This window comes from Erythrobacter sp. JB1-15 (assembly GCF_057365035.1).
On sequence record NZ_CP200295.1, the window covers coordinates 1471788 to 1496039 of the forward strand.

27 protein-coding genes are annotated in these 24252 nt (G+C 60.5%); 19 read left to right on the top strand and 8 right to left on the bottom strand.

The window, feature by feature from the left end; genetic code table 11:
• Both AC0V6L_RS07065 and AC0V6L_RS07070 read left to right on the top strand, forming a co-directional pair.
• Entirely contained in the window at positions 1 to 1371 is a 1371-nt protein-coding gene (locus tag AC0V6L_RS07065) for a phosphotransferase (protein WP_486153603.1), read from the top strand.
• Positions 1372 to 2658 (top strand): acyl-CoA dehydrogenase family protein, encoded by a 1287-nt coding sequence (locus tag AC0V6L_RS07070; RefSeq protein WP_486153604.1) that lies wholly within the window; start codon positions 1372 to 1374, stop codon positions 2656 to 2658.
• Here the strand turns inward: AC0V6L_RS07070 and AC0V6L_RS07075 are convergent.
• The 6 genes from AC0V6L_RS07075 to AC0V6L_RS07100 all read right to left on the bottom strand — a co-directional run bounded on the left by AC0V6L_RS07075 (position 2570) and on the right by AC0V6L_RS07100 (position 8056).
• The gene (locus AC0V6L_RS07075; protein ID WP_486153605.1) at positions 2570 to 3379 is read right to left on the bottom strand and encodes a sigma-70 family RNA polymerase sigma factor; all 810 of its coding nucleotides are present in this window, start codon (positions 3377 to 3379) and stop codon (positions 2570 to 2572) included. The genes AC0V6L_RS07070 and AC0V6L_RS07075 overlap by 89 nt on opposite strands.
• Complete coding sequence (locus tag AC0V6L_RS07080; protein ID WP_486155070.1) at positions 3376 to 5499, bottom strand: flagellar biosynthesis protein FlhA; 2124 nt, start codon at positions 5497 to 5499, stop codon at positions 3376 to 3378. The genes AC0V6L_RS07075 and AC0V6L_RS07080 overlap by 4 nt, the downstream gene beginning before the upstream one ends.
• A 68-nt stretch (positions 5500 to 5567) precedes the next feature.
• On the bottom strand, positions 5568 to 6644 hold the full coding sequence (locus AC0V6L_RS07085) for a transglycosylase SLT domain-containing protein (protein ID WP_486153606.1): 1077 nt from the start codon (positions 6642 to 6644) through the stop codon (positions 5568 to 5570).
• Positions 6645 to 6798: 154 nt separating this feature from the next.
• Entirely contained in the window at positions 6799 to 7134 is a 336-nt protein-coding gene (locus AC0V6L_RS07090; protein ID WP_486153607.1) for a flagellar protein FlgN, read from the bottom strand.
• A 10-nt stretch (positions 7135 to 7144) separates the two neighbouring features.
• Positions 7145 to 7447 carry a flagellar biosynthesis anti-sigma factor FlgM gene (locus tag AC0V6L_RS07095; protein WP_486153608.1) on the bottom strand — a complete coding sequence of 101 codons (303 nt, stop codon included), beginning with the start codon at positions 7445 to 7447 and terminating at the stop codon, positions 7145 to 7147.
• A 78-nt stretch (positions 7448 to 7525) separates the two neighbouring features.
• Positions 7526 to 8056, bottom strand: a complete 531-nt coding sequence (locus AC0V6L_RS07100; protein ID WP_486153609.1) for a flagella basal body P-ring formation protein FlgA — start codon at positions 8054 to 8056, stop codon at positions 7526 to 7528.
• A gap of 204 nt (positions 8057 to 8260) precedes the next feature.
• On the opposite strand from AC0V6L_RS07100, the gene AC0V6L_RS07105 reads away from it, so the two are divergent.
• Positions 8261 to 9376, top strand: a complete 1116-nt coding sequence (locus AC0V6L_RS07105) for a GGDEF domain-containing protein (protein WP_486153610.1) — start codon at positions 8261 to 8263, stop codon at positions 9374 to 9376.
• A gap of 30 nt (positions 9377 to 9406) precedes the next feature.
• Here AC0V6L_RS07105 and AC0V6L_RS07110 read toward each other — a convergent pair whose 3' ends face one another.
• Both AC0V6L_RS07110 and AC0V6L_RS07115 read right to left on the bottom strand, forming a co-directional pair.
• Positions 9407 to 9838 (bottom strand): hypothetical protein, encoded by a 432-nt coding sequence (locus tag AC0V6L_RS07110; protein ID WP_486153611.1) that lies wholly within the window; start codon positions 9836 to 9838, stop codon positions 9407 to 9409.
• Positions 9835 to 10533, bottom strand: a complete 699-nt coding sequence (locus AC0V6L_RS07115; RefSeq protein ID WP_486153612.1) for a MotA/TolQ/ExbB proton channel family protein — start codon at positions 10531 to 10533, stop codon at positions 9835 to 9837. Before AC0V6L_RS07115 ends, AC0V6L_RS07110 begins: the two co-directional genes overlap by 4 nt.
• Before the next feature lie 294 nt (positions 10534 to 10827).
• On the opposite strand from AC0V6L_RS07115, the gene flgB reads away from it, so the two are divergent.
• The 16 genes from flgB (at position 10828) to AC0V6L_RS07195 (ending at position 24104) form a co-directional block, all read left to right on the top strand.
• Positions 10828 to 11172 (top strand): flagellar basal body rod protein FlgB, encoded by a 345-nt coding sequence (flgB, locus tag AC0V6L_RS07120; protein WP_486149597.1) that lies wholly within the window; start codon positions 10828 to 10830, stop codon positions 11170 to 11172.
• 3 nt (positions 11173 to 11175) lie between these two features.
• Positions 11176 to 11607 carry a flagellar basal body rod protein FlgC gene (gene flgC, locus AC0V6L_RS07125; RefSeq protein ID WP_486153613.1) on the top strand — a complete coding sequence of 144 codons (432 nt, stop codon included), beginning with the start codon at positions 11176 to 11178 and terminating at the stop codon, positions 11605 to 11607.
• Positions 11608 to 11609: 2 nt separating this feature from the next.
• Complete coding sequence (locus AC0V6L_RS07130; protein ID WP_486153614.1) at positions 11610 to 12014, top strand: flagellar hook assembly protein FlgD; 405 nt, start codon at positions 11610 to 11612, stop codon at positions 12012 to 12014.
• Positions 12015 to 12048: 34 nt separating this feature from the next.
• A complete protein-coding gene (locus AC0V6L_RS07135; RefSeq protein ID WP_486153615.1) occupies positions 12049 to 12861 on the top strand; it encodes a flagellar hook-basal body complex protein in 813 nt (270 codons plus the stop codon).
• A gap of 13 nt (positions 12862 to 12874) precedes the next feature.
• Positions 12875 to 13624, top strand: coding sequence for a flagellar basal body rod protein FlgF (locus AC0V6L_RS07140; RefSeq protein WP_486153616.1), 750 nt, complete (start codon positions 12875 to 12877; stop codon positions 13622 to 13624).
• Between the two features lie 25 nt (positions 13625 to 13649).
• Positions 13650 to 14441, top strand: a complete 792-nt coding sequence (gene flgG / locus AC0V6L_RS07145; RefSeq protein WP_486149607.1) for a flagellar basal-body rod protein FlgG — start codon at positions 13650 to 13652, stop codon at positions 14439 to 14441.
• The gene (locus AC0V6L_RS07150) at positions 14441 to 15160 is read left to right on the top strand and encodes a flagellar basal body L-ring protein FlgH (RefSeq protein ID WP_486153617.1); all 720 of its coding nucleotides are present in this window, start codon (positions 14441 to 14443) and stop codon (positions 15158 to 15160) included. The genes flgG and AC0V6L_RS07150 overlap by 1 nt, the downstream gene beginning before the upstream one ends.
• 20 nt (positions 15161 to 15180) lie before the next feature.
• Entirely contained in the window at positions 15181 to 16293 is a 1113-nt protein-coding gene (locus tag AC0V6L_RS07155) for a flagellar basal body P-ring protein FlgI (RefSeq protein ID WP_486153618.1), read from the top strand.
• Positions 16293 to 16610, top strand: coding sequence for a rod-binding protein (locus tag AC0V6L_RS07160; protein WP_486153619.1), 318 nt, complete (start codon positions 16293 to 16295; stop codon positions 16608 to 16610). Before AC0V6L_RS07155 ends, AC0V6L_RS07160 begins: the two co-directional genes overlap by 1 nt.
• A 9-nt stretch (positions 16611 to 16619) precedes the next feature.
• Positions 16620 to 16874 carry a hypothetical protein gene (locus AC0V6L_RS07165; protein ID WP_486153620.1) on the top strand — a complete coding sequence of 85 codons (255 nt, stop codon included), beginning with the start codon at positions 16620 to 16622 and terminating at the stop codon, positions 16872 to 16874.
• The gene (locus AC0V6L_RS07170; protein ID WP_486153621.1) at positions 16843 to 17961 is read left to right on the top strand and encodes a FlgK family flagellar hook-associated protein; all 1119 of its coding nucleotides are present in this window, start codon (positions 16843 to 16845) and stop codon (positions 17959 to 17961) included. The genes AC0V6L_RS07165 and AC0V6L_RS07170 overlap by 32 nt, the downstream gene beginning before the upstream one ends.
• 20 nt (positions 17962 to 17981) lie before the next feature.
• Positions 17982 to 18899, top strand: a complete 918-nt coding sequence (locus tag AC0V6L_RS07175) for a flagellin N-terminal helical domain-containing protein (protein ID WP_486153622.1) — start codon at positions 17982 to 17984, stop codon at positions 18897 to 18899.
• Between the two features lie 52 nt (positions 18900 to 18951).
• Positions 18952 to 19815 (top strand): flagellar motor stator protein MotA, encoded by an 864-nt coding sequence (motA, locus tag AC0V6L_RS07180; protein WP_486153623.1) that lies wholly within the window; start codon positions 18952 to 18954, stop codon positions 19813 to 19815.
• Positions 19816 to 19829: 14 nt separating this feature from the next.
• On the top strand, positions 19830 to 20798 hold the full coding sequence (locus AC0V6L_RS07185; RefSeq protein ID WP_486153624.1) for a flagellar motor protein MotB: 969 nt from the start codon (positions 19830 to 19832) through the stop codon (positions 20796 to 20798).
• A 64-nt stretch (positions 20799 to 20862) separates the two neighbouring features.
• Entirely contained in the window at positions 20863 to 23292 is a 2430-nt protein-coding gene (locus AC0V6L_RS07190) for an HAD family hydrolase (protein ID WP_486153625.1), read from the top strand.
• On the top strand, positions 23289 to 24104 hold the full coding sequence (locus AC0V6L_RS07195; protein ID WP_486153626.1) for a class I SAM-dependent methyltransferase: 816 nt from the start codon (positions 23289 to 23291) through the stop codon (positions 24102 to 24104). The genes AC0V6L_RS07190 and AC0V6L_RS07195 overlap by 4 nt, the downstream gene beginning before the upstream one ends.
• Positions 24105 to 24252 lie beyond the last annotated feature (148 nt).

Below are 24252 nucleotides of genomic sequence, written 5' to 3' on the forward strand. Positions count from 1 at the left end.
GTGGGGGATGCCGCCGCCGATGACCTGTTAGAAGGGCTGGCACGTGTATGCGCGCGTGCTGGCCTGTCTGCCCCCACCGGCCTTGCGCGCTTGACCGGCGGCGCGACAATGGAAAGCTGGCGGTTTGAAAGCGGCGGCAGCGCGTTTGTGCTGCGCCGCGCGCCGTCGGCGGATTTCATGAAAGATCGTCCGTTCGGCCACGATACCGAGGCTGCGGTCATTCGCGCCGCAAAGGCTGCAGGGGTTTCGGCGCCCGTTGTAGTGGCAGAATTGGAGCCGGGTGACGGGATCGGCTCGGGCTTTGTGATGGAGGCGCTGCCCGGCACGCCCAATCCCAAACAGATCCTTGAAACAGATGAGCCAGACCGGCTGATCGCCGAATGCGCGGCCAACCTTGCCAGCATTCACTCGATCAAACCGGGTGATGTGCCCGGTTCAGTGCCCGAATTGAACACGCGCGATGCCATCGCCGATTTTCGCAAGCAATTTGACGAAGCAGGCGGCGACCGCCCGATCATCGCGCTGGGGATCAAATGGCTGGAAGACAATTGCCCGCCGCAGGCCGATGATCCTGTGCTGATCCACGGCGATTACCGGATGGGCAATCTGCTGGTAGAAGATGGCTGGCTCACCGGCGTGCTCGATTGGGAGCTGGCGCATTTTGGCGATTACCACGAGGATCTGGCGTTCGGCTGCATGGCCGTTTGGCGCTTCCACCGATATGACAGGCCTGCTTTGGGGCTGTCCAATCTGGAAGCCTATTTCGAAGCCTATGAGACAAATGGCGGGCGCAAAGTTGACCGCAAACGCTTCCGCTACTGGCTGATCCACCGCACCGTTTGGTGGGCACTCGGCTGCCTCAAAATGGCAGCGATTTGGCGCAGCGGTGAGGATCGAATGCTGGAGCGCGTGGTGATCTCGCGGCGGACAAGCGAGCAGGAATTGGACTTGCTAATGCTGTTGGAGGAGGATGCGCCGGAGGAAGAGCGGGAGCCATTTTGCGTTCTAGAAGAGCTCCCGGACAATCCGGGTGAGGCCATGAATGGGGAACTGGCTCAGGCGGTGCTCGAATGGCTCGAGACGATAAAGCCTCAGATGCGAGGGCACGATCGTTTTCAGCATGCAGTGGCTCGAAATGCGCTCAAGATGATAAGGCGACAAGAAGTCTACTGGACTAATCCGCTCGATTGGGAGTTGTCGAAAGCTCTGCTTGCCGGAGAAACCACTTTGTCGACCTCGGGAGTGCTGGGTGATCTTCGTCAGAATGCGCTCGAAAAGCTCGCGGCGGACGTACCCACTTACCCAGCTTTGGCGGTCGCTAAAGAGCTCTGGCTGGATCCGGATCCACTTAATTCTGACGAGGAAGACTAAATGGACTTCGCAATTCCCGCCGACCTTCAGGCCTACTTGCAAGAACTCGACGCCTTTATCGAGGCCGAGATCAAGCCGCTTGAGCAGGCGGACGACAACATCCGCTTCTTTGATCACCGCCGCGAACATGCGCGCACCGATTGGGACAAGGGCGGCCTCCCGCGTGAGGAATGGGAGGCGCTGCTGCGCGAAGCCACCGCGCGCGCTGACAAGGCCGGCCATTGGCGGTTCTCTGCACCGGGGCGCTATGGCGGCAAGGATGGCTCAAACCTTTGGATGGCGGTGATCCGCGAGCATTTTGCGAGGAAAGGTCTGGGCCTCCACAATGATCTGCAAAACGAACACTCCATCGTCGGCAATTTCCCCTTCGTCGCGATGTTCGATCAATGGGGCACCGAGGCGCAGAAACACGAATTCATCACCGGCGGGTTCGAACGCACCCGCCGCGTCGCCTTTGGCCTTACTGAACCCGATCACGGTTCGGACGCGACCCATATGGAAACCACCGCCGTCCGGCAGGCCCGCGATGGCGAGGATGGCTGGCTGATCAATGGCGAGAAGATGTGGATCACCGGCATGCACACCGCCACCCACTGCGCAATGTTTGCGCGCACCGCAGGCGAGGCGGGGCAGGCGAGCGGCATCACCTGTTTCCTCGTTCCCAATCCTGATCCCGGCATCGAGATTGAGGAATGGATGTGGACGTTCAACATGCCCACCGATCACCCGCGCCTGTCTGTCAAAGACGTGTGGGTGCCCGATGAAGCTGTGCTCGGCGTAGAAGGGCGCGGCCTCGCGCTGGCGCAAAGTTTCGTCCACCAAAACCGCATTCGTCAGGCCGCCTCCAGCTGCGGGGCGGCGCTGTTCTGCATCGATGAAAGCGTCAAATACGCGCGAATGCGCAAACCCTTTGGCGAAGCGCTGTCCAAGAACCAGGCGATCCAGTTTCCGCTGGTGGAACTCGCCACACAGGCAGAAATGCTGCGCCTCCTCATCTTCAAAACCGCTTGGGAGATGGACAATATGCCGCATGAGGAGATTGAGCGCACGATCAGCGACAAAGTCTCCATGTGCAATTACTGGGCAAACCGCCTGTGCTGCGAAGCCGCCGACCGCGCGATGCAGGTCCATGGCGGTATCGGCTATTCACGCCACACGCCGTTCGAACACATATATCGCCATCACCGCCGTTACCGGATCACCGAAGGCAGCGAAGAAATTCAAATGCGCAAAGTGGGTGCGTATCTGTTTGGGTATTTGGGGCCGAAGCGGGGGATGTACGGCTAACCCCCTCCAGCAGCGCCCGTAGATCCTTCAGCGCTTTGGCGCGCAATTGGTGCACGCGCGGTACGCTCACTTCCAGCACGGCGGCGATTTCTGTCAGGTTCAGCTCTTCGACAAAGAACAATTGTAGCACCAGTTTGGCGCGGTCGGGCAGTTTGGTCATGGCTGCGATCAGACGGTCGCGATCCTCTTCGCCTGACAGAATGTCGAACGGGTCAGGCTCCTGCGCGGCAAAGGCAGAACTGGTTTCATCATATTCGTCCGAGATTGACGAGACAGAGACGTTGGAATTTTCAATCTCGAGCAATTCCGCATCCGAAATTTGCATGGCCTTGGCGACTTCATGGCGGGTGGCATCGCGGCCCAATTGCCCGCGCAAAATCGCCGCTGTCCGTTCAAACGCAGCGCGTTTTTTGCGCGCGGTGCGAGTGTCGTTCATCAGCTTGCGGATCTGGTCCAGCATCGCTCCGCGCACGCGCAATTTGGCATAGGCGGCAAAGCCATCTTCGACAGCGCCGGTGTGTTTCTGCGCGCATTCGGTCAGCGCAAGAATGCCCGCCTGGATCAGATCTTCAATCTCAAGCCCTTCGCGGCCAGAGCCATAGATATGCCAGGCCGCACGCCGGACCAGCGGCAGAAACTGGCGCACGCGCGCTTCGACTTCGGCGCGCGAGGTGGATGCATAGGGCGACGCCTGAGCAAAGCTTTTGGGATCGTGCTTCATGCCGCGATCGCCGGATTGGTGGGTGCCCCACCTGCATTTTCGGAAACGCCTGCGTTTTCGGAATCAGGAGTGCTGCCGATCAGGCCGATCACTTCGACAGGCTGGGTCGCGGGCAATTCATTGATTGACAGAACCATGCAGCTCGGTGCGCGGGTCTGCAAAAGTTGGGCGATGGCGCGGCGCGCGGGCGGCTGAACGATCAGCGCAATCGGCGCGCCAGCCTCTGTCGCATAGTCAGAAGCGCTTGACGCGATAAGGCCTGCCAGATCAGGTTCGATCATGGGTTGGCCCGTGGCAGGATCAGGCATTCCGCCCAGCACGGTAGCTTCCAGCCCTGCATCCAGGGTGATGACTTTCAGTTTTTCAGACGGGGTGCAAATCCGCCCCACCAGCCGCGCGCCCAGATCCACGCGCACCGCATCAATCAGCGCATTGAAATCCTGCGTCGATTGCAGCGCAATGGCGAGCGAAGTGAACACGGGCTGGGGATGCGAAAGGCCAATCCCATCAGCGATCAGCGCGCGGAAAATGCGCGTGACAGCGGCCAGAGAAAGGGGTTCGGGATGGACCGCTTCGACGAGGGCAGGCGCGCGTTCTTTCAGATCATCAAGCAGCGCGCGCACTTCTTCGGGGCCAAGCAATTGGTCGCACATCCCCATCAAAGCCTGATTGGCATGCGTCGCGATCACAGTGCTGGGATCGACGGTTAGAAACCCCTCAGCAATGGCGTGATCGCGCGTGCCGGGATCAATCCAAACAGCGGGGCAATCAAAGCTGGGATCGCGGGTTTCTTCGCCCACCACACCCAGCTGCGCATAGGGGCCGGGGCGCACATCGCCTGTATCAATGGCGAGCAATTTGGCAGGTTTCGCAGCGCCGCTGGCAATGGTGACCCCGCCCAGCACGACAGCATAATCATTGGGGCCAAAATCAAGCGAATCGCGAATACGGAATTGCGGCAGGACAAAGCCCATTTCGCGCGACAATTGCTTGCGAATGCCAGTGATCCGGGTGAGTAATGGCGCGCCTTTGGCCTCGTCCACCAGATGCACAAGGCCATAGCCAAGCTCTATTGTAACCATGGTCGCATCGCTGACATCGGCGATGTCGATGCGGTCTGTGGAGGTTTCTTCGGCGGTGGTGGGTTCGGGTTCCGGCTGACCCGTGCGCGATTTGAGCGCCCACCAGATCCCGCCCGCAATCGCGGCAGCGGGCAGGAATACGGTTTGCGGCATCGCAGGCACAACGCCAATGGCGAGCAGAATGACGGCCACCGGCAACCAGCCGCGCGGATCGGAAAACTGTCCGCCAATCTGCCCAGTCAGATCGCGCGTATCCGATACCCGGGTGACAATCGCCGCAGCCGCAATCGAAAGCAGCAAGGCGGGCACCTGCGCCACCAAAGCATCGCCAACCGCCAGCGTGATGTACAATTCGCCCGCTTCGGCTGGCGATAGGCCGTGGCTAATCATGCCAAGCGCAAGCCCCGCGATCACATTGACAGCCAGGATCAGCAAGGCGGCAATCGCATCGCCTTTGACGAATTTCGATGCGCCATCCATCGATCCATAAAAATCCGCCTCCACCGTGGTTTCGCGGCGGCGCTCGCGGGCTTCTTCGGCGGTGATCAGGCCAGCGGCGATATCGGCGTCAATCGCCATCTGTTTGCCGGGCAAAGCATCGAGCACGAACCTTGCAGACACTTCGGACACGCGCCCTGCGCCTTTGGTGATGACGATCATATTGATGATGAGCAGGATGGTGAAAACGAACAGCCCGACAGCAAAATTTCCAGCTACAAGAAACTGGCCAAACGCCTCGATCACATCGCCCGCTGCCGCGCCGCCTTCGTGGCCGTTCACCAGCACGATCCGGGTGGAGGCGACATTAAGCGCGAGCCGCAGCAGGGTTGCGAACAGCAAAACACTGGGGAAGGAGGAGAAATCAAGCGGGGTGCGCGCATTCAGCGCCACCATCAACACCGCGACAGCAATAGCGATGTTGAGCACGAAAAACATGTCGAGCAAGAGCGGCGGGATCGGCAGCACCATCAGCACGAACAGCGCAAAGATGCCAACCGGCAGCGCCATGGCCGCAGGGGCTGCGCGCAGGCGCTCCATCAGCGGGCTTTGGGGCAGGGCGGCGTGTGCGCTCCCAGGGCCGCTCACATTACCGCTCACATTACCGCTCACAGGCCGAACGCCCGGAATTGTTTATAGGCGCGCTCAATTTTGACCGCGCTTTGATCAGACCCGCCGCCGCCTGTGTCTGTGCCTCCGCCTGCGCCTGCGCCAAATGTATCGCGCAGGACATTCGAAATGGGCAAGCGAGAGGCAGAGCCAGCCGGGGGCCGTGATGGAACAGGGGGCGCTGATAGAGACGCGGACAGCGAGCGGCGGCCGCGCATTGTGATTGCCGCGGCATTGACAGGTGCAGATGCTGCGCCGCTTGCTATGGGGTACGGGGTCTGTGCGGTGATCGCGGTGCCCGGGATTATCCCTGCGGCCTGCGCCTCCTCAGCCTGAATTACAGCGCGCTCCATCTTGCTATCGAGGACATTCATCACGCCTGCCAGACTGCGCGGGTGTCCGCCGCGTTCATAAAAGATCGCGCGATTTGCAGCGGCTGGCCGGGCAAACAGGCTCGCCGCGTTTTGATCGGGATTGTCAGCCATGGCCGACAGAAACCGCCCCGCGCCGCCCGCGCCCAGAAAATGCGCCAGATACAATTCGCCGTGATCAGGCTGGCGGCCAAGGATCGGGGTCAGATGCGCGCGATTGTCCTCCGCCAGGCCCGCCGCCATGAACGCAGCGGTTTGCGGATCGGACCGCATGGCGAGGATCGCGCTGCGCTCCGCGGGGTCTGCGACCTGCGCCCGTCCGCGCGCATCGCTGCTGATCTGGCTGGCGACATCGCCAAGGCCAAAACGGCCCCCGTGGCGCTGCATGGTTTCCAGCCAGGTGCTTTCGATAAATTGGTAAAGCCCTGTCGCGCTGGACGTGCGGGCGCGGGCATGGGGGTCCATTGAGGATTCCACCTGGGCCTGCGCGATGAGAAAGTCGAAATCAACACTGGTGCGCCGGGCGGCATCGGCGATGGCGCTTTTGACTGACGGTGCGGGGCCTGCGGACGCGGCTGGGCCTGCCAGCACCGGCTGAGCCGTGACACGGCGCGCTTGCGGGTTGGCCTGCGGGTTGGCGCGCGGGTCTGTGTCCAACCGGATCTGCGGCAAAGACGGCAGATAAAACGGCGATGGCTGTGTCATAAATGGCAAGGCCCTATTGCTTGGCGTGCGTGGGTTTCCCCGCAGCAAAGCAATTGGCGTGCCAGTTATGGTTAAGGTGTATTACGCAGGGCGTGCCAGCGTGCCGGTATGCCAGCGTGTTGCGGGGCGTTGGGGGCGCGGGGAGAGGGCGCGCTTATCCCAACGCCGTTTGCGCGGTGTAAGCGCTGCGCGGGGTTCCGCCCAAAGCTTCGATCCGCGCAGACACATTCGCTGCCAGCAGATTGCGCACCCGGCGATTGACATCGTTGAGCTGCCGCGCAGTCTCTGCCAGTTCACGCGCCTCTGTGTGAAGCGGGGCGGCTGAGAATGGTTGAAGCGCATCGCACAATGCCTCTTTCGCATGCGCGGCCTCAAACAGATCATCGGCATCCAGCCCGGCAAGCGCCTGCCGCTCGCGTTCCAGTACGGCAACCATTTGCCGCAAATTTGCCGTAAGGGCAGCGTTATCTTGAGACGCGGAAAAGCTCATGGGTTCAGGCTCAGTTTGCAATGGTGGGGCTGATGCGTGCGGCAATTATCGCATCGGCGATTTTTGCAGGCACCAATGGATAGCTGCCATCGCGCAATGCCTCGCGGATCTGCTCAACACGGTCGCTGTCAAAGGGTGGCTTTGCAGTATCAATGCCCGCGCCAATTTCCAGCGCCACACCCGGCTCACCTGCGCTTTGCGAGGCGGTCTTTGAGGCGGTTTGCGCAGTGGCATTAAGCTGTGTCCGATCGCTTTCGGACAGCGCACGCGCGGGAGTGGCCGCTTGCAATTTGCTCAGTTCGAAAGAAGGCATTTCGGGTCTCCAATTGGTCGTCTCAAACACAGAACGGCAAAGGTGCGGATTGTTTAAGGGGCAGAAAGTTCTAGCCGGTCAGCTTGCCGGAATGGTCGCGATACCGGGCCGTTCAATACGTGCGCGTACCGGATCGGCCTGGCGCGCGGTGCGGATCGTGATCCAGTCGCCGATTGTGCCCGCTTCCAAAGCTTCGCCGGTTTGCTGGACGGAAAATCCGCGGCCCTTGATCACCACGGTAATCGGATCGCCGCGTTTGACAGTCTGAGCCGCTTTGGCGGGTTTGGGCAGCGGGCGGGTCGCGATAAAGATGCGCCAGCCTTTAGGGCCAGCGCATTCGACCCGCACAGTGCTGCGATTGGTGCCGTGCCATGCGGTCTGCAAAGGGGTGGGACATGCGGCCAGTTGCAAGCGGTGATCGGCAGGCAAACGCGCGCCCCCAATCTCACCGATTTGTGCGCCGGTAAACTGCGCGACAGCGGCATCAATGGCGCGCGGATCGGTGCGATCTGGCGGCGCGGCACAAACGGGCTGCGATGCCAGGCATAGCGTTGCTGCAACAGGCACCATGAAACATTTTTTGAAACCAAAGTTAACTAACAATTCCACCGCTTTATCCCTATTGTTAATGCATGGTTTTCAGCCAAAGCATTTTCGATTAAACAGTGGGACAGCAGCAAGCCTCGTGCCAAGCTGCGCGATTCGAACAATGTGGGCCGCAACTAGGTGGAATCCGTTACCGCGCTTAAAGTAGTACTTTAAGTGTCGGATGTTTATGGGATTTTGTCCCAGTTCAGACGCAGGGTTTTTGCAATGCCTTCATACTCAAACCTCGATGAGAGGGATAAAGAGTTCCGCCCGTCACCGGGCAACCGTGCTGGCGCTGATACAGCGGCACGCATTTCTGGGACGGCCCCTCGTGTGCGCGAGGCGCGCCGCGATTTGTTAGAGCGGATCAGCCAATTTTCTCTCCGGCATGATCTCGAAATCAACTCGATGAATCTCGCCGCGATCTGCGGCGCGCTGTCGGGTTCCAATGCCGATCTGGCAGAGACCTTTGCCACGCGCGAAATTTCAGGTGAACCGATCGATCAGCGATGGCTGGATGAGGTTATCCGGCAAGACCCCGAAGTCACCAGCCGCATTGGCGAGCTTGAAAAGCTGATGGACCAGCTTGAATACACTTTGATCCGGTTCGCGCAGACGGCCAAATCGGCGCAGAATGATACCGGCGATTACCGCGCGTCGATTGATGCGGAAATCCGCTCCATCACAGCAGGTGAGACAGCGGAAGAAGGTCCGCGCGAAATATCGCGAGTGGTGGATCTGTCGCGGTCTGTGATCGAACGCATCGAACAGGTCGAGGCGGCGATGGCGAAAAGCCGCAGCGAAACCGATCAATTGCGCGAAAATCTGGCGAAAGCGCGGATGGAAGCGGATATCGACCATCTGACGCATCTGCCCAATCGCCGCGCATTCGAACGCCGGCTGGTCACCGCAACCGAACGCGCGCAATCGCGCGATGAGCCGCTATGCGTTGGGTTTTGCGATGTCGATAATTTCAAGCTGATCAATGATCGCCATGGCCATGATGCAGGCGACAGAGTGCTGTGCGCGATTGCCGATATCCTAAGCGACAATGCCGATGATCAATGCTTTGTCGCGCGCCATGGCGGCGAGGAATTTGTGCTCCTGTTTTACGGTCTCGACAAAGAGGCTGCGCATCTCAAACTCGACCGGATCCGGCGCGCGCAGGCGGCCAAGCTGATGATGAACCGCGAAACCGGGCGTCCGTTTGGTAAGGTTACTTTTTCCGGCGGTATTGCTCAGGTGGAAAAAGGCACGGACACCCGCGCCGCGCTCGCGAGAGCGGATGCGGCCTTGTATGAAGCGAAAGAAGCCGGGCGCAATCGCGTCATCTCTGTTTAAGCGGATCGCCTTATAAGCGGTGGGGCCGCCTTATCGCTGCTGCAATTGCGGGGGCGTGTCAAAAGCGATGCTGGCATAGATATCATCGCGCGAACCCGGTGCGATCACCACTTTGGGGCTGAGGCCAGCGCGCCGCGCATCATCCGCCATGGCCCGCGCGCGCTGCCATATCTGCGCCTGCGAACCCTCAGCAAAATTTGCATATATCGTCACCTGCGCGCGCGGATCATTGGGTTGATCGGCCAGCCAAACGCCGAATGCGTCCACATTGGGTGAAGGGCGGTAAAGCGCATGCACCGGCGCTGTCACCGCCTGATCGGTGGATGACAAGCCGGGCAAGGCATTTTCGGTTGCAGCGCTGCGCTCGCTTGTCCCTGCAAGCGCGGCCAGCGTCACCAGAAACAGAATGAGCGCAAGGTCGGCCAGGATCAGCTGCCAGCTTGCGGTAAGGCGGTGGTTCATGCAGCGTCTCGGCCAGTGGGGCGATCCAGAAAGGGCGCACCCGCGGGTGTTTTCGCCGCCATGCGCGCGCCGCCTGCCAGGCTGATGCTGAGCCATTCGAGTAGTTCATCGCGCTGCTCCTCTTCGCGCGTGGCTTTGCGGTCAATCGCGCGGGCAATTGGCAGGCAGATGAGATGCGCCAGCAGCATACCATACAGCGTCGAGAGTACGGCGGTGCCAATCGCGGCCATGGCGCTTTCCACCGGGCCTTCGCCGCCCAGGGGCCCAAGCTGGCTGATCGCAAACAAAGTGCCCACCAGGCCAAAAACGGGCGCAAGTTCGCCGGCATATTCAAATGTGCGCACCGCGCGGTCGGATACGCGGGTGCGGCGCGCTTTTTCAGATTGGCGCGTATCGTGCAGCGCGTCAAGCGAGCCCGCGCGGGCGAAGGCGATCAGCACTTTGGCAAGCGAGCGATCCGGCGGCAGGGGAATATCGGTGCACATCGGGCCGCGCCGCTTTATCTCGGCGATGGCGGGGGCAAGAGCCATGCGGTTTTCATCGGCCGCAAAATCGGGCGTGCCAATGCGGGTAAGCGCGCGCAGCGCAAGCGTCAGATCGCTCCACCCGCAGCGCGCTAAAGTCGCCAAAGCGGTGCCAGCAAGCACAATGACAAGCGCGCCGGGATCAATCATCCCCGGCCAATCATACCCCATTTATGCGTCCTTTGATTGCGGTTCGTGCCTCAAGTTGAGAACGGCACGAGGCGGGGAAATTTAAGGCCGCGCACCTGCTGCCCGCATCCCTGCAAGGCATAGGAAGGGCAGCTTTTTGCCAAAGGCGGCAGCGCATTGCCGCTTTGGCGCTCTACGCGGGCGCCGCGTTGGCGCGCTGCACCGCTATGCGCCCGTTGAAGGCCAGGTTTGGCACGCTTTCTGCAAACTCATCCGAACACATTGAATCGCACAAGGAGAAACCCGCTGTGTGATAGTCGAAAAAGGCCGCCGCAAATGAACCAGAACATCTTTGGCATTCATGCTGATGCATTGACATTGAGATCGCAGCGCATGGGAGTGCTTGCCTCCAACATCGCGAATGCGGCGACGCCCGGATACAAGGCGCGCGATATCGACTTTACCAAAGCGCTGGATGCGCGCTTGTCGGGTGATCGCACGGCCAGCGCGGATGCACACATGGTCTACAAAGTGCCCACCATGCCATCCATGGATGGCAATACGGTAGAGCTGTCGCGCGAACAGATCGCCTTTGCTGAAAACGCGGTCGCCTACAGCGCAACGCTCGCTTTTGTAAAAGGCAAAGCGGCAGTGATGACGCGCGCTTTGAAAGGGGAATAGGCCATGCCTGAAGGCAATCAGATTGGGCCTGATGGCAACCGGATGACCCTGTTCGGCATGACCGAACGCGCCATGTCCGCACAATTGGTGCGGATGAACACAGCCGCCTCCAACCTCGCCAATGCCGGATCGGTCACCACGACCGAGGCCGAAGCGTACCGCCCTGTTCGCGCGGTGTTTGAAAGCGAGCTTGACCGCGCATCGGGCCTGTCGAGCGTGACCGCAGACACGCTGGTCCGGTCAGAAGCGGCACCAACCAAGAGATATGATCCCTTCCACCCGCTCGCCGATGCAGATGGCAATATCTTCGAGGCCCCCGTCGATGAGACCGCCGAGATGGTCGAGATCATGGAAAGCGCGCGCCAGTACCAGAACCTGGTCCAGGCGCTGCAAACCGCCAAACAGCTGATGCTGGAAACCCTAAGGAGCAATTGAACATGACTGCGACCCCTGTATCAGGCACGCAAAATGCCACGCTGGAGGCCACGCTTGACCGGCTGAACACGCCATCCGTTCTGCCCAATTCGGGCGGATTGGGATCGCTGGATAGCGGCGATTTTCTCACTTTGATGACCACGCAATTGCAGTTTCAGGATCCGTTGGAGCCTGCGAATAATGAGCAGCTATTGGCGCAGATGGCGCAGTTCACATCGCTTGCCCAAACGGAACAATCGGGCGCGACCTTGGGCGATATCTCGGCCAAGCTGGATGCCCTGATCGAAGCGCAAAATGCCGCCGCCGAAGCCGCACAGGCCGCCACCGAGGCTGCCACGAATGCTGCAGGCGGGTCAGGTTCCGGCAGCATCACGCCGGCAGCGCCCAGCATTTCTGTCCTTTCCTAAAAACACATCTCATTCCCAACAGGAGACTGAACTCATGTCCTTTGCAACTTCGCTATCCGGTATGCGCAATGCCGAAACCGATCTGCGCGTTATCGCGAACAATATCGCCAACGCAGAAACCGTCAGCTTTAAGAAAAGCAACGCAGCCTTTGCCGATCTGATCGCGTCTGGATCGAACACCGATCCGCGCCGCACACCCGGCATTGGCGCAACCGTTCAGGCGATCACGCAGGATTTCTCGCTCGGCGCGATTGAGCAGACCGGACGCGGGCTGGATCTGGCGATCAATGGCGATGGCTTTTTCGCCAGTGTCAGCCCGAACAATGGCGCGGAAACCTATTCGCGCAATGGCAATCTACGGATTGATGCAAGCGGGCAATTGCTCGATAGCAACAGCAATCTGGTCCAGGCCTTTCCGGTCGATGCGACAGGCACCGCCACATCGACCACGCCTGCCACCATCGCCATCCCCACAACCAATGGCGCAGGGTCTGAACTCGCCAGCGTGTCGATTGAAAATGATGGCGTGCTGACTGCGGTCTATGCCGATGGATCAGCCGAGCCGGTGATGCAGGTAGCGCTTGCCAGCTTTGCGGCGACCACAGGCCTGCGTCCGATCGGGCTTACCCAATACGAAGCGACCGGCGAATCCGGCGGCGCTGTCTTTGGTGAACCGGCCAGCGGCAATTACGGCGATTTGTTCTCCGGCGCGCTCGAACGCTCCAATGTCGATCTGGCAGGTGAGCTTGTCTCGCTGCTGGGCGCCCAGCGGAATTTTCAGGCGAATGCGCGGGCATTGGATACAGCCACAGCCATTTCACAAACCGTCCTGAACCTTCAGCGATAGGAAGGCTTGAGCGATGGACCGTATGATCTACACCGCATTATCAGGCGCAGATGCCGCGATGAACCGCCAGCGTATGGTGGCCAACAATCTCGCCAATGCGTCCACGCCCGGCTTTCGCAGGGAAGTGTTTGCGGTGAAGCCATCGGTCCTTCGCGATGGCTCTTTGGAAGCGCGCGCGCCTGCTCGCGGCAATGTGCGCGGGGCCGATTTGGCTCCGGGCGAGATTACGCCCACGGGCAATCCAATGGATATTGCGGTGCAGGGCGACGCGCTGATAGCGTTTCAGGCACCCGATGGATCAGGCGGGGAGGTCTATTCGCGCCGGGGCGATCTGCGCATCGCGGTATCGGGCCTCATCGAAAATGGCGAAGGGCTTGCCGTGCTGGGCGAAGGCGGCGGGGCGATAACGGTGCCGCAAGGTTTCCCCATCACCATCAGCGGCGATGGCACTGTGCTGGCGCGCGATCCGGCAGCGCCGGGCGCCGAGGCCCAGCAGATTGGCCGGATCAAGCTGGTATCGCCCGAAGGCAGCCAGGTCGCCAAAGGGATCGACAGTTTCCTCAAAGTGCCCGGCGGCGGCGTCTTGCCAGCCGACCCCACCGCAAGTGTCACCGCAGGCGCGCTGGAGCAATCCAATGTCGAAACCGCAGAAACGCTGGTCGCCATGATCGAGGCGCAGCGCAGCTTTGAACAGCGCCTCAAAGTGATGAGCACCGCAGGCGATCTGGATGAAGCCAGCGCGCGGCTGATGTCGCTCACATAAACGCCTATTCAACAAGGAATTTTCCATGCCAACATCCGCATTGCAAGTCGCCCGCACCGGGCTGGAAGCGCAGGATATGCGCATCCGCGTGATTGCTAACAATCTCGCCAATGTCTCCACCACCGGGTTCAAACGTGACCGGGCTGATTTTTCGACCCTGACCTATCAGGAAATGCGCGTGGCGGGGGCCAATTCCACCAACCAAACCGCCTATGCTGTGGGCCTTAATCTGGGCACGGGCGTGCAGGTGCAGGGCACATCGCGGATTGAAAGCCAGGGAACGCTCAACACGACGGGCAACAGCCTTGATCTGGCGCTGGATGGTCCGGGATACTTCCAGGTGGAGCTGCCGCCCGGCGGGCAGATCGCGTTTACCCGTGCGGGAAACTTTACCCTGTCACCGCAAGGCCAGCTGATCACATCAGAAGGGTTTTCGGTATCTCCGCCTGTGCAGATCCCGCAAGGGTCTGAAAGCATCTCGATCTCTCCCGATGGCACAATCAGTGCGGTCCAGCCGGGCCAGGCGCAGCCGGTCCAATTGGGCCAGCTGCAAATCGCCAATTTCGCCAATCCGCGCGGGCTTCGCTCTATCGGCGATAACTTTCTGGTGGAAACGGGTGCCAGCGGCCCTGTTGAATTGGGTGTGGCAGGCGAGTTCGGACGCGGCAATGTGCGCCAGGGAATGCTCGAGGGTTCCAACGTCAATGTGGTTGAAGAGCTGGTTGAGATCATCGAGGCGCAGCGCGCTTATGAAATCAATTCGCGGATGGTCAGCGCGGTGGATGAAATGCTCCGCAATGCGAACCAGACGCTGTGATGGGCGCGCATTCCATGGGCCGCGCCGCGCGCGCCGCTGTTGCCATATCGGCTGCTATGCTGGTGTCTGGCTGTTTTGGCATGGAAGGCAAAATGGCGCCCGGTTTTACCGCGCCGCCGCCGCCTGCATCGCCCCTTACCGCGCAGACTGTGCCGGCGCCTGCTGACCCCGCTATCAGCGATAATCGCGGGTCAATCTATCAGGCATCGGATGGTTATGCCGGGCTGGTCACAGGCACCCGCGCGCGCAAGCTGGGCGATATGGTGACGATTGTGCTGGTGGAAAATATCACCTCTTCCAAAAGCACCACCGGCGATACGCAGCGCGATGGATCGTTCTCGATCACGCCGCCTACGTCCGGCCCGCTGGGCTTTCTCAATCCCAATGCCCTTAATCCTGCGGCGCAAGGGTCGTTCTCTGGTGGAGGAAGTGCAGCCCAGCAGAGCCAGTTGAATGGCACTGTCGCTGTCACCATCGCCGCCATTTACCCCAATGGCACTGCCGAAGTCGTCGGAGAAAAGCAGATGTCGCTGAGCCAGGGCAATGAATGGATCCAGTTCGCTGGCCGCATCCGCCTTGTCGATGTGGATGCGGATAACCGGCTGGCCTCATCGCAGGTCGCCAATGCGCGGATCATCTATTCGGGCAAAGGCGCGGTGCAGCAGGCATCGCGGCCCGGCTGGCTGTCGCGCTTTTTTGGCATGATTTCGCCGTTTTGATCGGCTGAGAGGATTTGGCGATGGCTTCCTATTTCAGAATAATGTTCGTGCTGACTTTGGCTGCGGCCATTGGCGCTTTGATCCCCGCGCCTGCATCGGCCGAACGCATTCGCGATCTGGGCCAGTTTGAAGGGCTCAGATCAAACCAGCTGACAGGATACGGCGTGGTCGTCGGGCTTCAGGGGACAGGCGATGATAACCTGGCCTATGTGACAGAGGCGATGCGCGGCGTGTCGGGCCGATTGGGTCTGCAATTGCCGCAAGGGGTCAGCCCCAATCTGCGCAATGCCGCTGCTGTTATCATCACGGCTGAACTGCCTGCCTTTTCCAAGCCGGGCCAGACCATCGACATTACCGTATCCACGCTGGGCCAGGCGCGGTCTTTGCGCGGCGGGGCTTTGGTGCTCGCGCCGTTAATGGGCGCAGATGGGCAGATTTATGCGATGGCGCAGGGTAATGTCGCAGTCGGCGGCCTGGGCGTATCGGGCCGCGATGGATCGCAGTTGACAGTTAATGTCGCAACCGTTGGCCGGATCGCCGATGGCGCAACGGTTGAACGATCGGTCGCGACCGGGTTTGACCGGCAGGGAACGCTCAAATTCAATCTGCACGAGGCCGATTTTCTGACCGCCAGCCGGGTGCGCGATGCGATCAATGCGCGTTTCCCCGGAACCGCGCAAATCGCTGATGGGGTCAGCATCGAACTGGCTTTGCCCTTTGGCAATAATGAACGCGCGGCGAAACTGGCCGAGATCGAAATGCTGAATGTCAGGCCCGCCCCGATGGCGGCCAAAGTCATTGTGAACAGCCGCACCGGCACAGTCGTCATCAATGAAGCGGTGCGCTTGTCGCCCGCTGCTGTCAGCCACGGCAAGCTGGTGATCCGCATCGACGAAGCCCCGCGCGTGGTTCAGCCTGCGCCGTTCGGCAACGGGGTGACAGCGGTGGAACAGCAATCCGAGATTACTGTCGAGCAGATCGACAGCCGGGTCGCCCTGATGCCGGGCGCAGCATCTCTCAGCGAGATCGTCGATGCGCTCAATCTGCTGGGCGTGGGCGCGGCTGATCTGGTGGTGATCCTTGAGAGCCTCAAACAGGCAGGCGCGTTGCAAGCCGAAATGGTGGTGCTGTGATGCAGGTCACCTCCGCCCTTTCCGCGCACACAAAAACAGAGGCCTTGCCGAGCGAACAGCAGGACTTGCGCAAAGCGGCCAAGGGGTTCGAGGCGATCATGGTGCGCCGTCTGCTCGAAGCGGCGCGCGCCACCAGCTTTGCCAAGGATGACACCCCGTTCGCAGGCGGCGGCATGGAAACCTTTGCCAAGATGCGCGATGAACAATTCGCTGAAATCGCCAGCAATTCCGGCTCCTTCGGGTTTGCCCGGAGCATAGAGGAACAGCTTGCGCAATATCTTCCTGCGACAAGCCCTGATGAAACAGAGCGGCGATAGGAGCTCCCCATGCCGATGGCACTTCTCAATATTGGCGCGAACGGCGCAAAAGCGTCGCGCGCGGGTCTGGAACTGACCGCGCAGAACATCGCCAATGCGTCCAATCCCAATTACGCCCGGCGCACTTTGGGCCAAAGCGAATTGGTGATGACGGCAACCATCGGGTTCAATTCCGCTGATCTCGCTGGGCGGGGTCCGCATCGGGTCGATCAATCGCGGCGCAAGCGAGCTGGTGCAGTTTCAGGCGCGCAATGCCGCCTCTGACCTTTCGCGCACTCAGGCTTTGCTCACAGGTTTGCAAAACAGCGAAACCGCGCTCGAACAATCCGGGCTTTATGCAGGCCTGGTCAATTTTGAAGCGGCTTTGGTGCGATTGGAAAGCGACCCTGTTAACGCGAACCTGCGCACCACCACGCTGGAAACCGCGCGGCAAATGGCGAACACGTTTCAGCTTGCCAATCAATCCTTGTCCGATGCGCGCAGCGTGATGCAATCCGATCTGACGGCCGAGGTTTCATCGGTGCAGACCAATCTGGATGAATTGGCAGAGATCAACGCCGATATTGTCGCCGCGCGCGAAGGGTCCGCCGGGCTTGCCGCTTTGCTGGATCGGCGCGATGCCGCTTTGCGCGGGATCGCGGAAGAATTGGGCGTAACCGTGTCCTTCACTGCGAAAGGCGCAGCGGATGTGCAATTGGCCGGCACGCCTGCTGAAACGCTGGTGTCCGGCGCCACTGCCAGCACATTCACCGCCAGTCTTGCGCCAGATGGCACGTCCAGTTTTGCCGTCAATGGCACGGCGGTTGCGCTTAACAGCGGCGCGATGGCGGGACGGGCGCAGGCTTTGCAGGACCAGGCCGGATTGCAGAGCGATCTTGATGCAATTGCAGGCCAGGTCATCACCGCTGCCAATGCCGCACAGGCAAGCGGCGTGGATGTGGATGGCGCTGCAGGGCAGCCGCTGTTTTCCGGCAGCAATGCAGGCGATATCGCGGTCGCGCTTGCATCAGGGGCGCAGCTTGTCACCGCGCCCACCGGATCGCCCGCAGGCAGCCGGGAGACAGGCGCTATCGCCGGACTGATCGCAAGCATTGGCAGCGATACCGGCCCTGTCATATCGGCAGACACTCTGCTGCTCGGCCTGTCCAGCCGCACCGCTGGCGCACAAACACGGGCCGATGGACTGGCCGTTGTATCGCAGGCGGCCGAGGCGCAATTGCTCGAAGAAACCGGTGTTAATCTCGACACCGAAGCAACCGATCTCATCCGGCTCCAGCAATCCTTTGAAGCCAACGGGCGCGTCATTCAGGTCGCGGTCGAGGTGTTCGACACGCTGCTGAGCCTGAGATAATTCGCAGGAGCATTCAAACCATGACCACCGTCAGCACATCGACAGGCGCCTATTACACGCGCTCGCTTGCCCAGATGAGCGATCTGCGCACGTCGCTGGAAAGCCTGCAAACGCAGATCGCCACGGGCCAGCGGATCGAGCGCGGATCGCAGGATCCTGCCGCTGCGGCGCGGCTTCGCGCGCTGACCCGGTTGGAAACCCTGTCCGATATTCAGGAAGACAACGCGGCCAAGCTTGCGCAGGATCTCGACTTTTCCGCCAATCAGGTGGGCGCGGTGGGCGACATCCTGATCCGCGCGCGCGAACTGGCTGTGCGCGGCGGCAATGACACTTTGGATGATGCCGCCCGCGCTGCCATTGCCGAAGAACTGGAGCAATTGGGCGAGGAATTGTTCACCCGTGCCAATGGCGTGAGCGTTACGGGCGAGGCGTTGTTTGCCGGAACCGTTGCTGGCCCCGCCTTTATCCGCGATGCGGCAGGCGTCGTCAGCTATAACGGCAATGACCAAGTGGGCTCGGTTTCGGTTGCCCCTGCCACCGATATTGAGCGCGGTGTGACAGGCCGTCAGGTGTTTGAATTTGATGTGGATGGCACCGCCACCGATGCCTTTGCCGTGTTTGCCAATCTGGTCGATGCCTTTCGCACAGGCGGTCCGGGGGCCGGCGCGGCGGCTGTCGCGCAGATCAGCGGGCTGGATGCCGCGATTGATTCTGTATCGCGCAATCAGGCCGTGTTGGGCACTCGCCTTGCATGGGTCGAAGTGGTGCAGGACAATCAGGCTTCGCGCGATATTGCGGTCGCTGAACGGCGCAGTCAGGTGGGCGATACGGACCTAACAGAAGCGGTCGCCCGGCTTCAGCAAACTCTCACCGCATTGGAAGCGAGCCAGGCCAGTTTTGCCCGCGTCAGCTCGCTTACTTTGTTTGACGTGATCTAACCGGGCGGCGGCCAACGGGCCGCTTTATCCCGAAACCCAGGAGTGTAACCCAGTGTTTGCCGCGATCGGTATCGTTGTCCTTATCGCCATGGTTTTTGGTGGGTTTACGCTTGCGGGCGGCTCTATGGGGCCGATCCTCGCAGCGCTCCCGCTGGAATTCATGATGATTGGCGGCGCGGCCACAGGCGCGATCCTGATCGGCAATTCCATGCACGAGGTGAAATTGCTCGGCGGCGGGTTTGGCCGAGTCTTCAAAGGGCCCAAATATTCCGATCAGGATCACATTGATGTGATATCGCTGACTAGCAAGCTGATGAAATTATTGAGGTCCGAAGGGGCCGTGGCGCTGGAAAGCCACGTAACCGAGCCTGAAAATTCCACCATTTTCAGCGAATATCCCAATCTTCAAAAAGACCCGGTCGTGTGCGGATTGATCTGCGATCCGCTCACATTGATGGTGGTGTCCAGCGGCACGCTGGAAACGCATGCGGTCGAAGAGATTATCGATCAGTCAATCAAAAGCCAGCTGCACGAAATGCACGAGCCGGAACATGCGATCCAGTCGATGGCGGATGCCTTTCCTGCGCTCGGGATTGTGGCGGCTGTGCTTGGCATTATCAAAACCATGGGTGCAATCGATCAGCCGCCTGCCATTTTGGGAAAAATGATCGGCGGCGCATTGGTCGGCACGTTTTTGGGCGTGCTGCTGGCTTATGGTTTTGCAGGGCCAATGGCCAACCGGCTGAAACAGGTGAACGCGCATGATGCGCAGATTTTCCAGTCGATCAAACAGGTGATCGTGGCGAGCCTGCATGGCTATCCTCAGCCTATGGTGCTCGAAGCGGCGCGCGCAGGCCTGCCGCCAGCGCATCGGCCCAAGCTCACCGAGCTGCTCGATATGATGCGCGGCAGATAGAGGGAGCTGCCGCAATGTCCGATGCAGATACAGCGCCAACTCCGCTCGCGCCGATTATCGTCAAGAAGATCACAATCGAGGACGCTGGCCATCACGGCGGCGCGTGGAAAGTCGCCTATGCCGATTTTGTCACCGCGATGATGGCGTTCTTTCTGCTGTTATGGCTGCTGGGCGCGACTGAGGAAAACCAGCGCAAGGGCATTGCCGATTATTTCACACCGACACTGGTCAAAACCCGCCAGCAAAGCGCGGGGTCAGATGGGTTGCTGGGCGGTTCATCGCTGACCGATGTCGACAATTATCCCAATGCAGCCGGCCAGACAGGGACCAAATCGATCACTGTCCCGCGCAGTGCCAAAGGCGGCCCGGTTGAAGGCGGCGGGCGCGGCGAAAGCGATGCGCAGCGAGTTAAGGATCTGCAGGAAGAGATCGCGAACCAGTTGAAAAAGCGCGAAGATATATCGCATCTGGTCAAACAGGTGCGCGTGATGCGCGCCCCCGATGGCATCCGCATTGATCTGGTGGATGATGCGGATTTCTCGATGTTCTCGCTTGGCACCACTGTTTTGACTCAAGAAGCGCGCGGGCTCATCGAAGTGATCGGCGGCGTGCTTGAGGCGCAGAATGTGCCGCTGATCCTGCGCGGTCACACAGATTCGCTGCCCTGGCGGCCCGGCATTGTAGCCAACAATTGGTCGCTATCGGCGGGCCGTGCAGAAGCGACGCGCCAATCGCTTATTCGCAATGGCCTTGCCGCTGAACGCTTTGCCCGGATCGAAGGGGTGGCCGACCGCGAACCCCTGGTGGCGGACAATCCGGCAGATCCGCGTAACCGGCGCATTTCGCTGCTGCTGCTCGAAGATCAACCGGCTGGGCGTATCCAGCGCCGCCGCACGCCGCAACCGCTCAGCGCGCAGCCTCCGGTGGCCGCTGCGCAAATCCCCTTAAGGGATAAGGCTGAGGGCAGCGCGCCGGGCTCATAAACCATGCAAGGGTTAGCTCTCTTCATCGATCCCGCAGGCGCGATTGGATCCAATGGAGAGCGTAATGACCGAGACAATCTGGCCGCATGAATTGCCCACCGCGCTTGACCGGGCACCCGGCGGGATAAAAGTGCTGTCGCTCGATTGTTTTGACACGCTGTTATGGCGCGATTGTCATACGCCCAGCGACGTTTTTGCAGGGCTGGATACGGTGCTGCCAGCACAGCGCGGCGCGGCTGAAACGAATGCACGCAAAGCGCAATTTACGCAGCGTCGCCGCAGCGAGGTAAGCCTTGTGCAGATTTACGCGCAGGCCATGCCGCATGCAGACGGGGCCAAAATCGCGCAGGCGGCCGGGGCGGAACACGCGCTAGAAGTGCGCAGCTGCTTCGCTTTTGAACCCACAGTTGCTTTGATGCGGGCGGCCAAAGCGCGCGGGATCAAGGTCATCATCGTGTCCGACACCTATTTGGATGCGTGCGAATTGACTGACCTTATTACAAAGGCGGCAGGCGAAGAGGTCGCGGGCTTGATTGACCGTGTGTTTGCTTCGTCCCAGGCGGGCCTGTCCAAAAGCGAAGGGCTGCTGGCCAAAGCGCTCAAAACGATGAAATGCAAAAGCCAAGAGGCGCTGCATATCGGCGATAACCCTGCGGCGGATTACGATGCATCGCGCAGCCTGGGCGTGCCTGCACTGCTGCTGCTGCAATTCACCGATGAAGCGCGCCAGCGGCTGCGGTTTGAACGCGCATGCGGAGCGATAGGCAGCGCCAATGCGTCTGGATCGGGTGTGACCGGGCTGCAAATGCAGCGCGCTTTGATCGCCGCCTATGAAGCAGCGATGGACGATCCGGCTGAGCGTTTGGGTTTTTGCGTGCTTGGCCCGGTGTTTCGCGCCTATCAAAACTGGCTGAGCGATGAGGCAGAGGCGCTGGCGAGTGAGCGCGGCGGCAGGGTCCACTGGCTGTTTATGCTGCGCGATGGGCATTTGCCGCAGCTCGTCCATGCCGCTTGCGACCGCGCTGACAGCACCGCGCGAGTGGAAATCAGCCGCTTTACCGCAACCGCTGCCGGGCTGGCATCGCGCGAAGCCTATGATCGGCATGTGGCGCTCGAACATGGGCTAAACCCCAGCACTTTAGCGCGGCAATTGCTGTTCACTCCGGAAGAGATCACCGATTGCATCGGCACGCCGCGATCAGATGCGGATTTGAGCGCGGCGGCAGAAGCTTTGCTCGCAGAATTGCGCACCGGCAAACGCCAGAAAACAACATTGCGGCGGGCGCGCGGCTTTGCGGAAAGGCTGATCGCGCATGTCCGCAGCGCCGTTGATCCGCAGCCGGGCGATACGCTGATGCTGGTGGATCTGGGCTATAACGGGTCCGCGCAAAACCAGATTGACGGCCTGTTAAGCGATGCCTTTGATTGCCATGTGGCGGGCCGCTATTTGCTGCTGCGCGAGATGACCGCGTCCGGTTTTGACAAAAAGGGCCTGATCGATACGCGCCATTTTGATCCCGGACATCTGGAATCCCTGTGCGGCAATGTCGCGGTGATCGAGCAGCTGGCGACCTGCGAATTGGGATCGGTTGTCGATTACACCGATCACGGCGAACCCGTGCGCAATCAGAGCGGTTTCAAAGGTCAGCAAAGCGATATTCGCGATGCGGTGCAAAAAGGCGTTGTCGCTTTTGCAAAAGCCGCGATGAAGCCCCCCATTATCCGCACCAGCGCGGTGCACGATCAGCGCGGCTGGCGCGAAACCGCTGGCAATGCGCTCACCCGGTTCCTGTTTCTGCCGCAGCCTGATGAACTCAGCGTGCTTAAAGGGTTTGAGCACGACGTTAATCTGGGCAGCGAGAGGATTGTGCCGCTGTTTGATCCTGACTTTGCCCATGAAGGGATCAGACGGCGGGGATTGTTCTACATGAAAGGGTCTGCCCGCATGTTCCTGCCTGCCGAATTGGCGGGAGAGGACATGAGCACGCGGCTCGCGCTGCTGTTGCAAAAACGCTTTGGCCTGGGGCTGAGCTATGTCGATTATGCCCCGCAGACGATCACGCTTGATGCCTATTACGTTGGCACTGCGGGCAGCGCCGCGCACCAGATTGAAGCGCGCGCAACCCATGATGGGTTTTTCACCGCGCAATTGCCGATCAGTGCCGCCCCCAAAGCGATAGCCATCGGGATTGGCGCGGCGTTTGAATGGGTGGAAGTTGCCTCGATCACTCGCGCGCCGGTTGGTGGCCTGCGCGGCAGTCTGGACAATGACGACCGGCCCGTGCCTCTTACCGCGATTGCCGATGGCCTGACCGAGCATCAACCAGGCCTGTTCGAATGCCCCGATCCCGCCGGCGTGCTGTTTATTGCGCCGGATCAGCTGACCCCGCAGGCCACTATGGACATGGTCGAAATTGTCTTTCGCCCAATCCGCCAGCGGCCAGCACCCGGTGCATCAAAACCCAAAGCCCGCACGCAGGAGATCGCCGCATGAGCGAGCTTTTGATCCATTCAATGTCCGAATTTTCCCCGCTGATCCTGCCCTGTCTGGATCTGGCGAAAACCCGGTCCATCACCGAAATTGGCAGCGAACATGGCGGCATGTCCAAAGTGCTTGCCGAACGCTGCGCGCAGAACGGGGGCGAGCTCACTTGCATTGATCCCGAACCCGAAACAGGCTTTGCCGCATGGGCGGATGAACAGTCCCATGTGCGCCATATCGCAAAGCCAAGCCTGGATGCGCTCGCTGATTGCACGGCGGCGGATGCGTGGTTTGTGGATGGCGATCACAATTATTACACCGTCTATAACGAGCTGAAAATGATCGATGCGGCGCAGGTCGCGGGCGGCAAGCCGCTGCTTGCTTTCCTGCACGATGTGTCATGGCCGTGCGCGCGGCGCGATTTCTATTATGCGCCGGCGCGCATCCCTTCTGGCTGGCGGCATCCGCACAGTTTTGACCACGGGGTGAAACTGGACATGGACACAGCCACGCGCGGGCGAGGCCTGCGCGGTATGGGCAATTTCGCGGTTGCGCTGGCATCGGGCGGGGAGCGTAATGGCGTGCTGACTGCGGTGGAGGATTTCCTGCGCGAAACCGACAGCGATGATCGCGGGCTGATGTATGTGCATGTGCCTGCCGTTTTGGGCCTGGGCATTGTGTTTGACGCCAATGCGCCGTGGTCTGAAGACTTGGCGCAGTTCCTGCTGCCCTATCACGCGAACCCGCTGATTGCGCGGATCGAAGAGAACCGCCTGCGCAATTACCTCGAAGTGATCGAGTGGCAGGACCGCAGCGCGGGTTGAGGGTGAGGCTTTCTGTTTGTGTTCGCTATCGCTCACGCCGGACCTCCCCACCTCCCCGCCCGTCCACCAAGGGTTCCACTAGGATATGGTGGACGGGCGGGGAGGCGGGGCGGTCCGGCAAGCCCTTGGCGGATGCCAAGGGCGCACC

What these genes read in the sequence shown, in the direction of transcription:
- AC0V6L_RS07070 (WP_486153604.1), top strand. Translation starts at nt 1,372, where the DNA reads ATGGACTTCGCAATTCCCGCCGACCTTCAGGCCTACTTGCAAGAACTC.
- AC0V6L_RS07075 (WP_486153605.1), bottom strand. Translation starts at nt 3,379, where the DNA reads ATGAAGCACGATCCCAAAAGCTTTGCTCAGGCGTCGCCCTATGCATCC.
- AC0V6L_RS07080 (WP_486155070.1), bottom strand. Translation starts at nt 5,499, where the DNA reads ATGGAGCGCCTGCGCGCAGCCCCTGCGGCCATGGCGCTGCCGGTTGGC.
- AC0V6L_RS07085 (WP_486153606.1), bottom strand. Translation starts at nt 6,644, where the DNA reads ATGACACAGCCATCGCCGTTTTATCTGCCGTCTTTGCCGCAGATCCGG.
- AC0V6L_RS07090 (WP_486153607.1), bottom strand. Translation starts at nt 7,134, where the DNA reads ATGAGCTTTTCCGCGTCTCAAGATAACGCTGCCCTTACGGCAAATTTG.
- AC0V6L_RS07095 (WP_486153608.1), bottom strand. Translation starts at nt 7,447, where the DNA reads ATGCCTTCTTTCGAACTGAGCAAATTGCAAGCGGCCACTCCCGCGCGT.
- AC0V6L_RS07105 (WP_486153610.1), top strand. Translation starts at nt 8,261, where the DNA reads ATGCCTTCATACTCAAACCTCGATGAGAGGGATAAAGAGTTCCGCCCG.
- AC0V6L_RS07110 (WP_486153611.1), bottom strand. Translation starts at nt 9,838, where the DNA reads ATGAACCACCGCCTTACCGCAAGCTGGCAGCTGATCCTGGCCGACCTT.
- AC0V6L_RS07115 (WP_486153612.1), bottom strand. Translation starts at nt 10,533, where the DNA reads ATGGGGTATGATTGGCCGGGGATGATTGATCCCGGCGCGCTTGTCATT.
- flgB (WP_486149597.1), top strand. Translation starts at nt 10,828, where the DNA reads ATGAACCAGAACATCTTTGGCATTCATGCTGATGCATTGACATTGAGA.
- flgC (WP_486153613.1), top strand. Translation starts at nt 11,176, where the DNA reads ATGCCTGAAGGCAATCAGATTGGGCCTGATGGCAACCGGATGACCCTG.
- AC0V6L_RS07130 (WP_486153614.1), top strand. Translation starts at nt 11,610, where the DNA reads ATGACTGCGACCCCTGTATCAGGCACGCAAAATGCCACGCTGGAGGCC.
- AC0V6L_RS07135 (WP_486153615.1), top strand. Translation starts at nt 12,049, where the DNA reads ATGTCCTTTGCAACTTCGCTATCCGGTATGCGCAATGCCGAAACCGAT.
- AC0V6L_RS07140 (WP_486153616.1), top strand. Translation starts at nt 12,875, where the DNA reads ATGGACCGTATGATCTACACCGCATTATCAGGCGCAGATGCCGCGATG.
- flgG (WP_486149607.1), top strand. Translation starts at nt 13,650, where the DNA reads ATGCCAACATCCGCATTGCAAGTCGCCCGCACCGGGCTGGAAGCGCAG.
- AC0V6L_RS07150 (WP_486153617.1), top strand. Translation starts at nt 14,441, where the DNA reads ATGGGCGCGCATTCCATGGGCCGCGCCGCGCGCGCCGCTGTTGCCATA.
- AC0V6L_RS07155 (WP_486153618.1), top strand. Translation starts at nt 15,181, where the DNA reads ATGGCTTCCTATTTCAGAATAATGTTCGTGCTGACTTTGGCTGCGGCC.
- AC0V6L_RS07160 (WP_486153619.1), top strand. Translation starts at nt 16,293, where the DNA reads ATGCAGGTCACCTCCGCCCTTTCCGCGCACACAAAAACAGAGGCCTTG.
- AC0V6L_RS07165 (WP_486153620.1), top strand. Translation starts at nt 16,620, where the DNA reads ATGCCGATGGCACTTCTCAATATTGGCGCGAACGGCGCAAAAGCGTCG.
- AC0V6L_RS07175 (WP_486153622.1), top strand. Translation starts at nt 17,982, where the DNA reads ATGACCACCGTCAGCACATCGACAGGCGCCTATTACACGCGCTCGCTT.
- AC0V6L_RS07185 (WP_486153624.1), top strand. Translation starts at nt 19,830, where the DNA reads ATGTCCGATGCAGATACAGCGCCAACTCCGCTCGCGCCGATTATCGTC.
- AC0V6L_RS07190 (WP_486153625.1), top strand. Translation starts at nt 20,863, where the DNA reads ATGACCGAGACAATCTGGCCGCATGAATTGCCCACCGCGCTTGACCGG.
- AC0V6L_RS07195 (WP_486153626.1), top strand. Translation starts at nt 23,289, where the DNA reads ATGAGCGAGCTTTTGATCCATTCAATGTCCGAATTTTCCCCGCTGATC.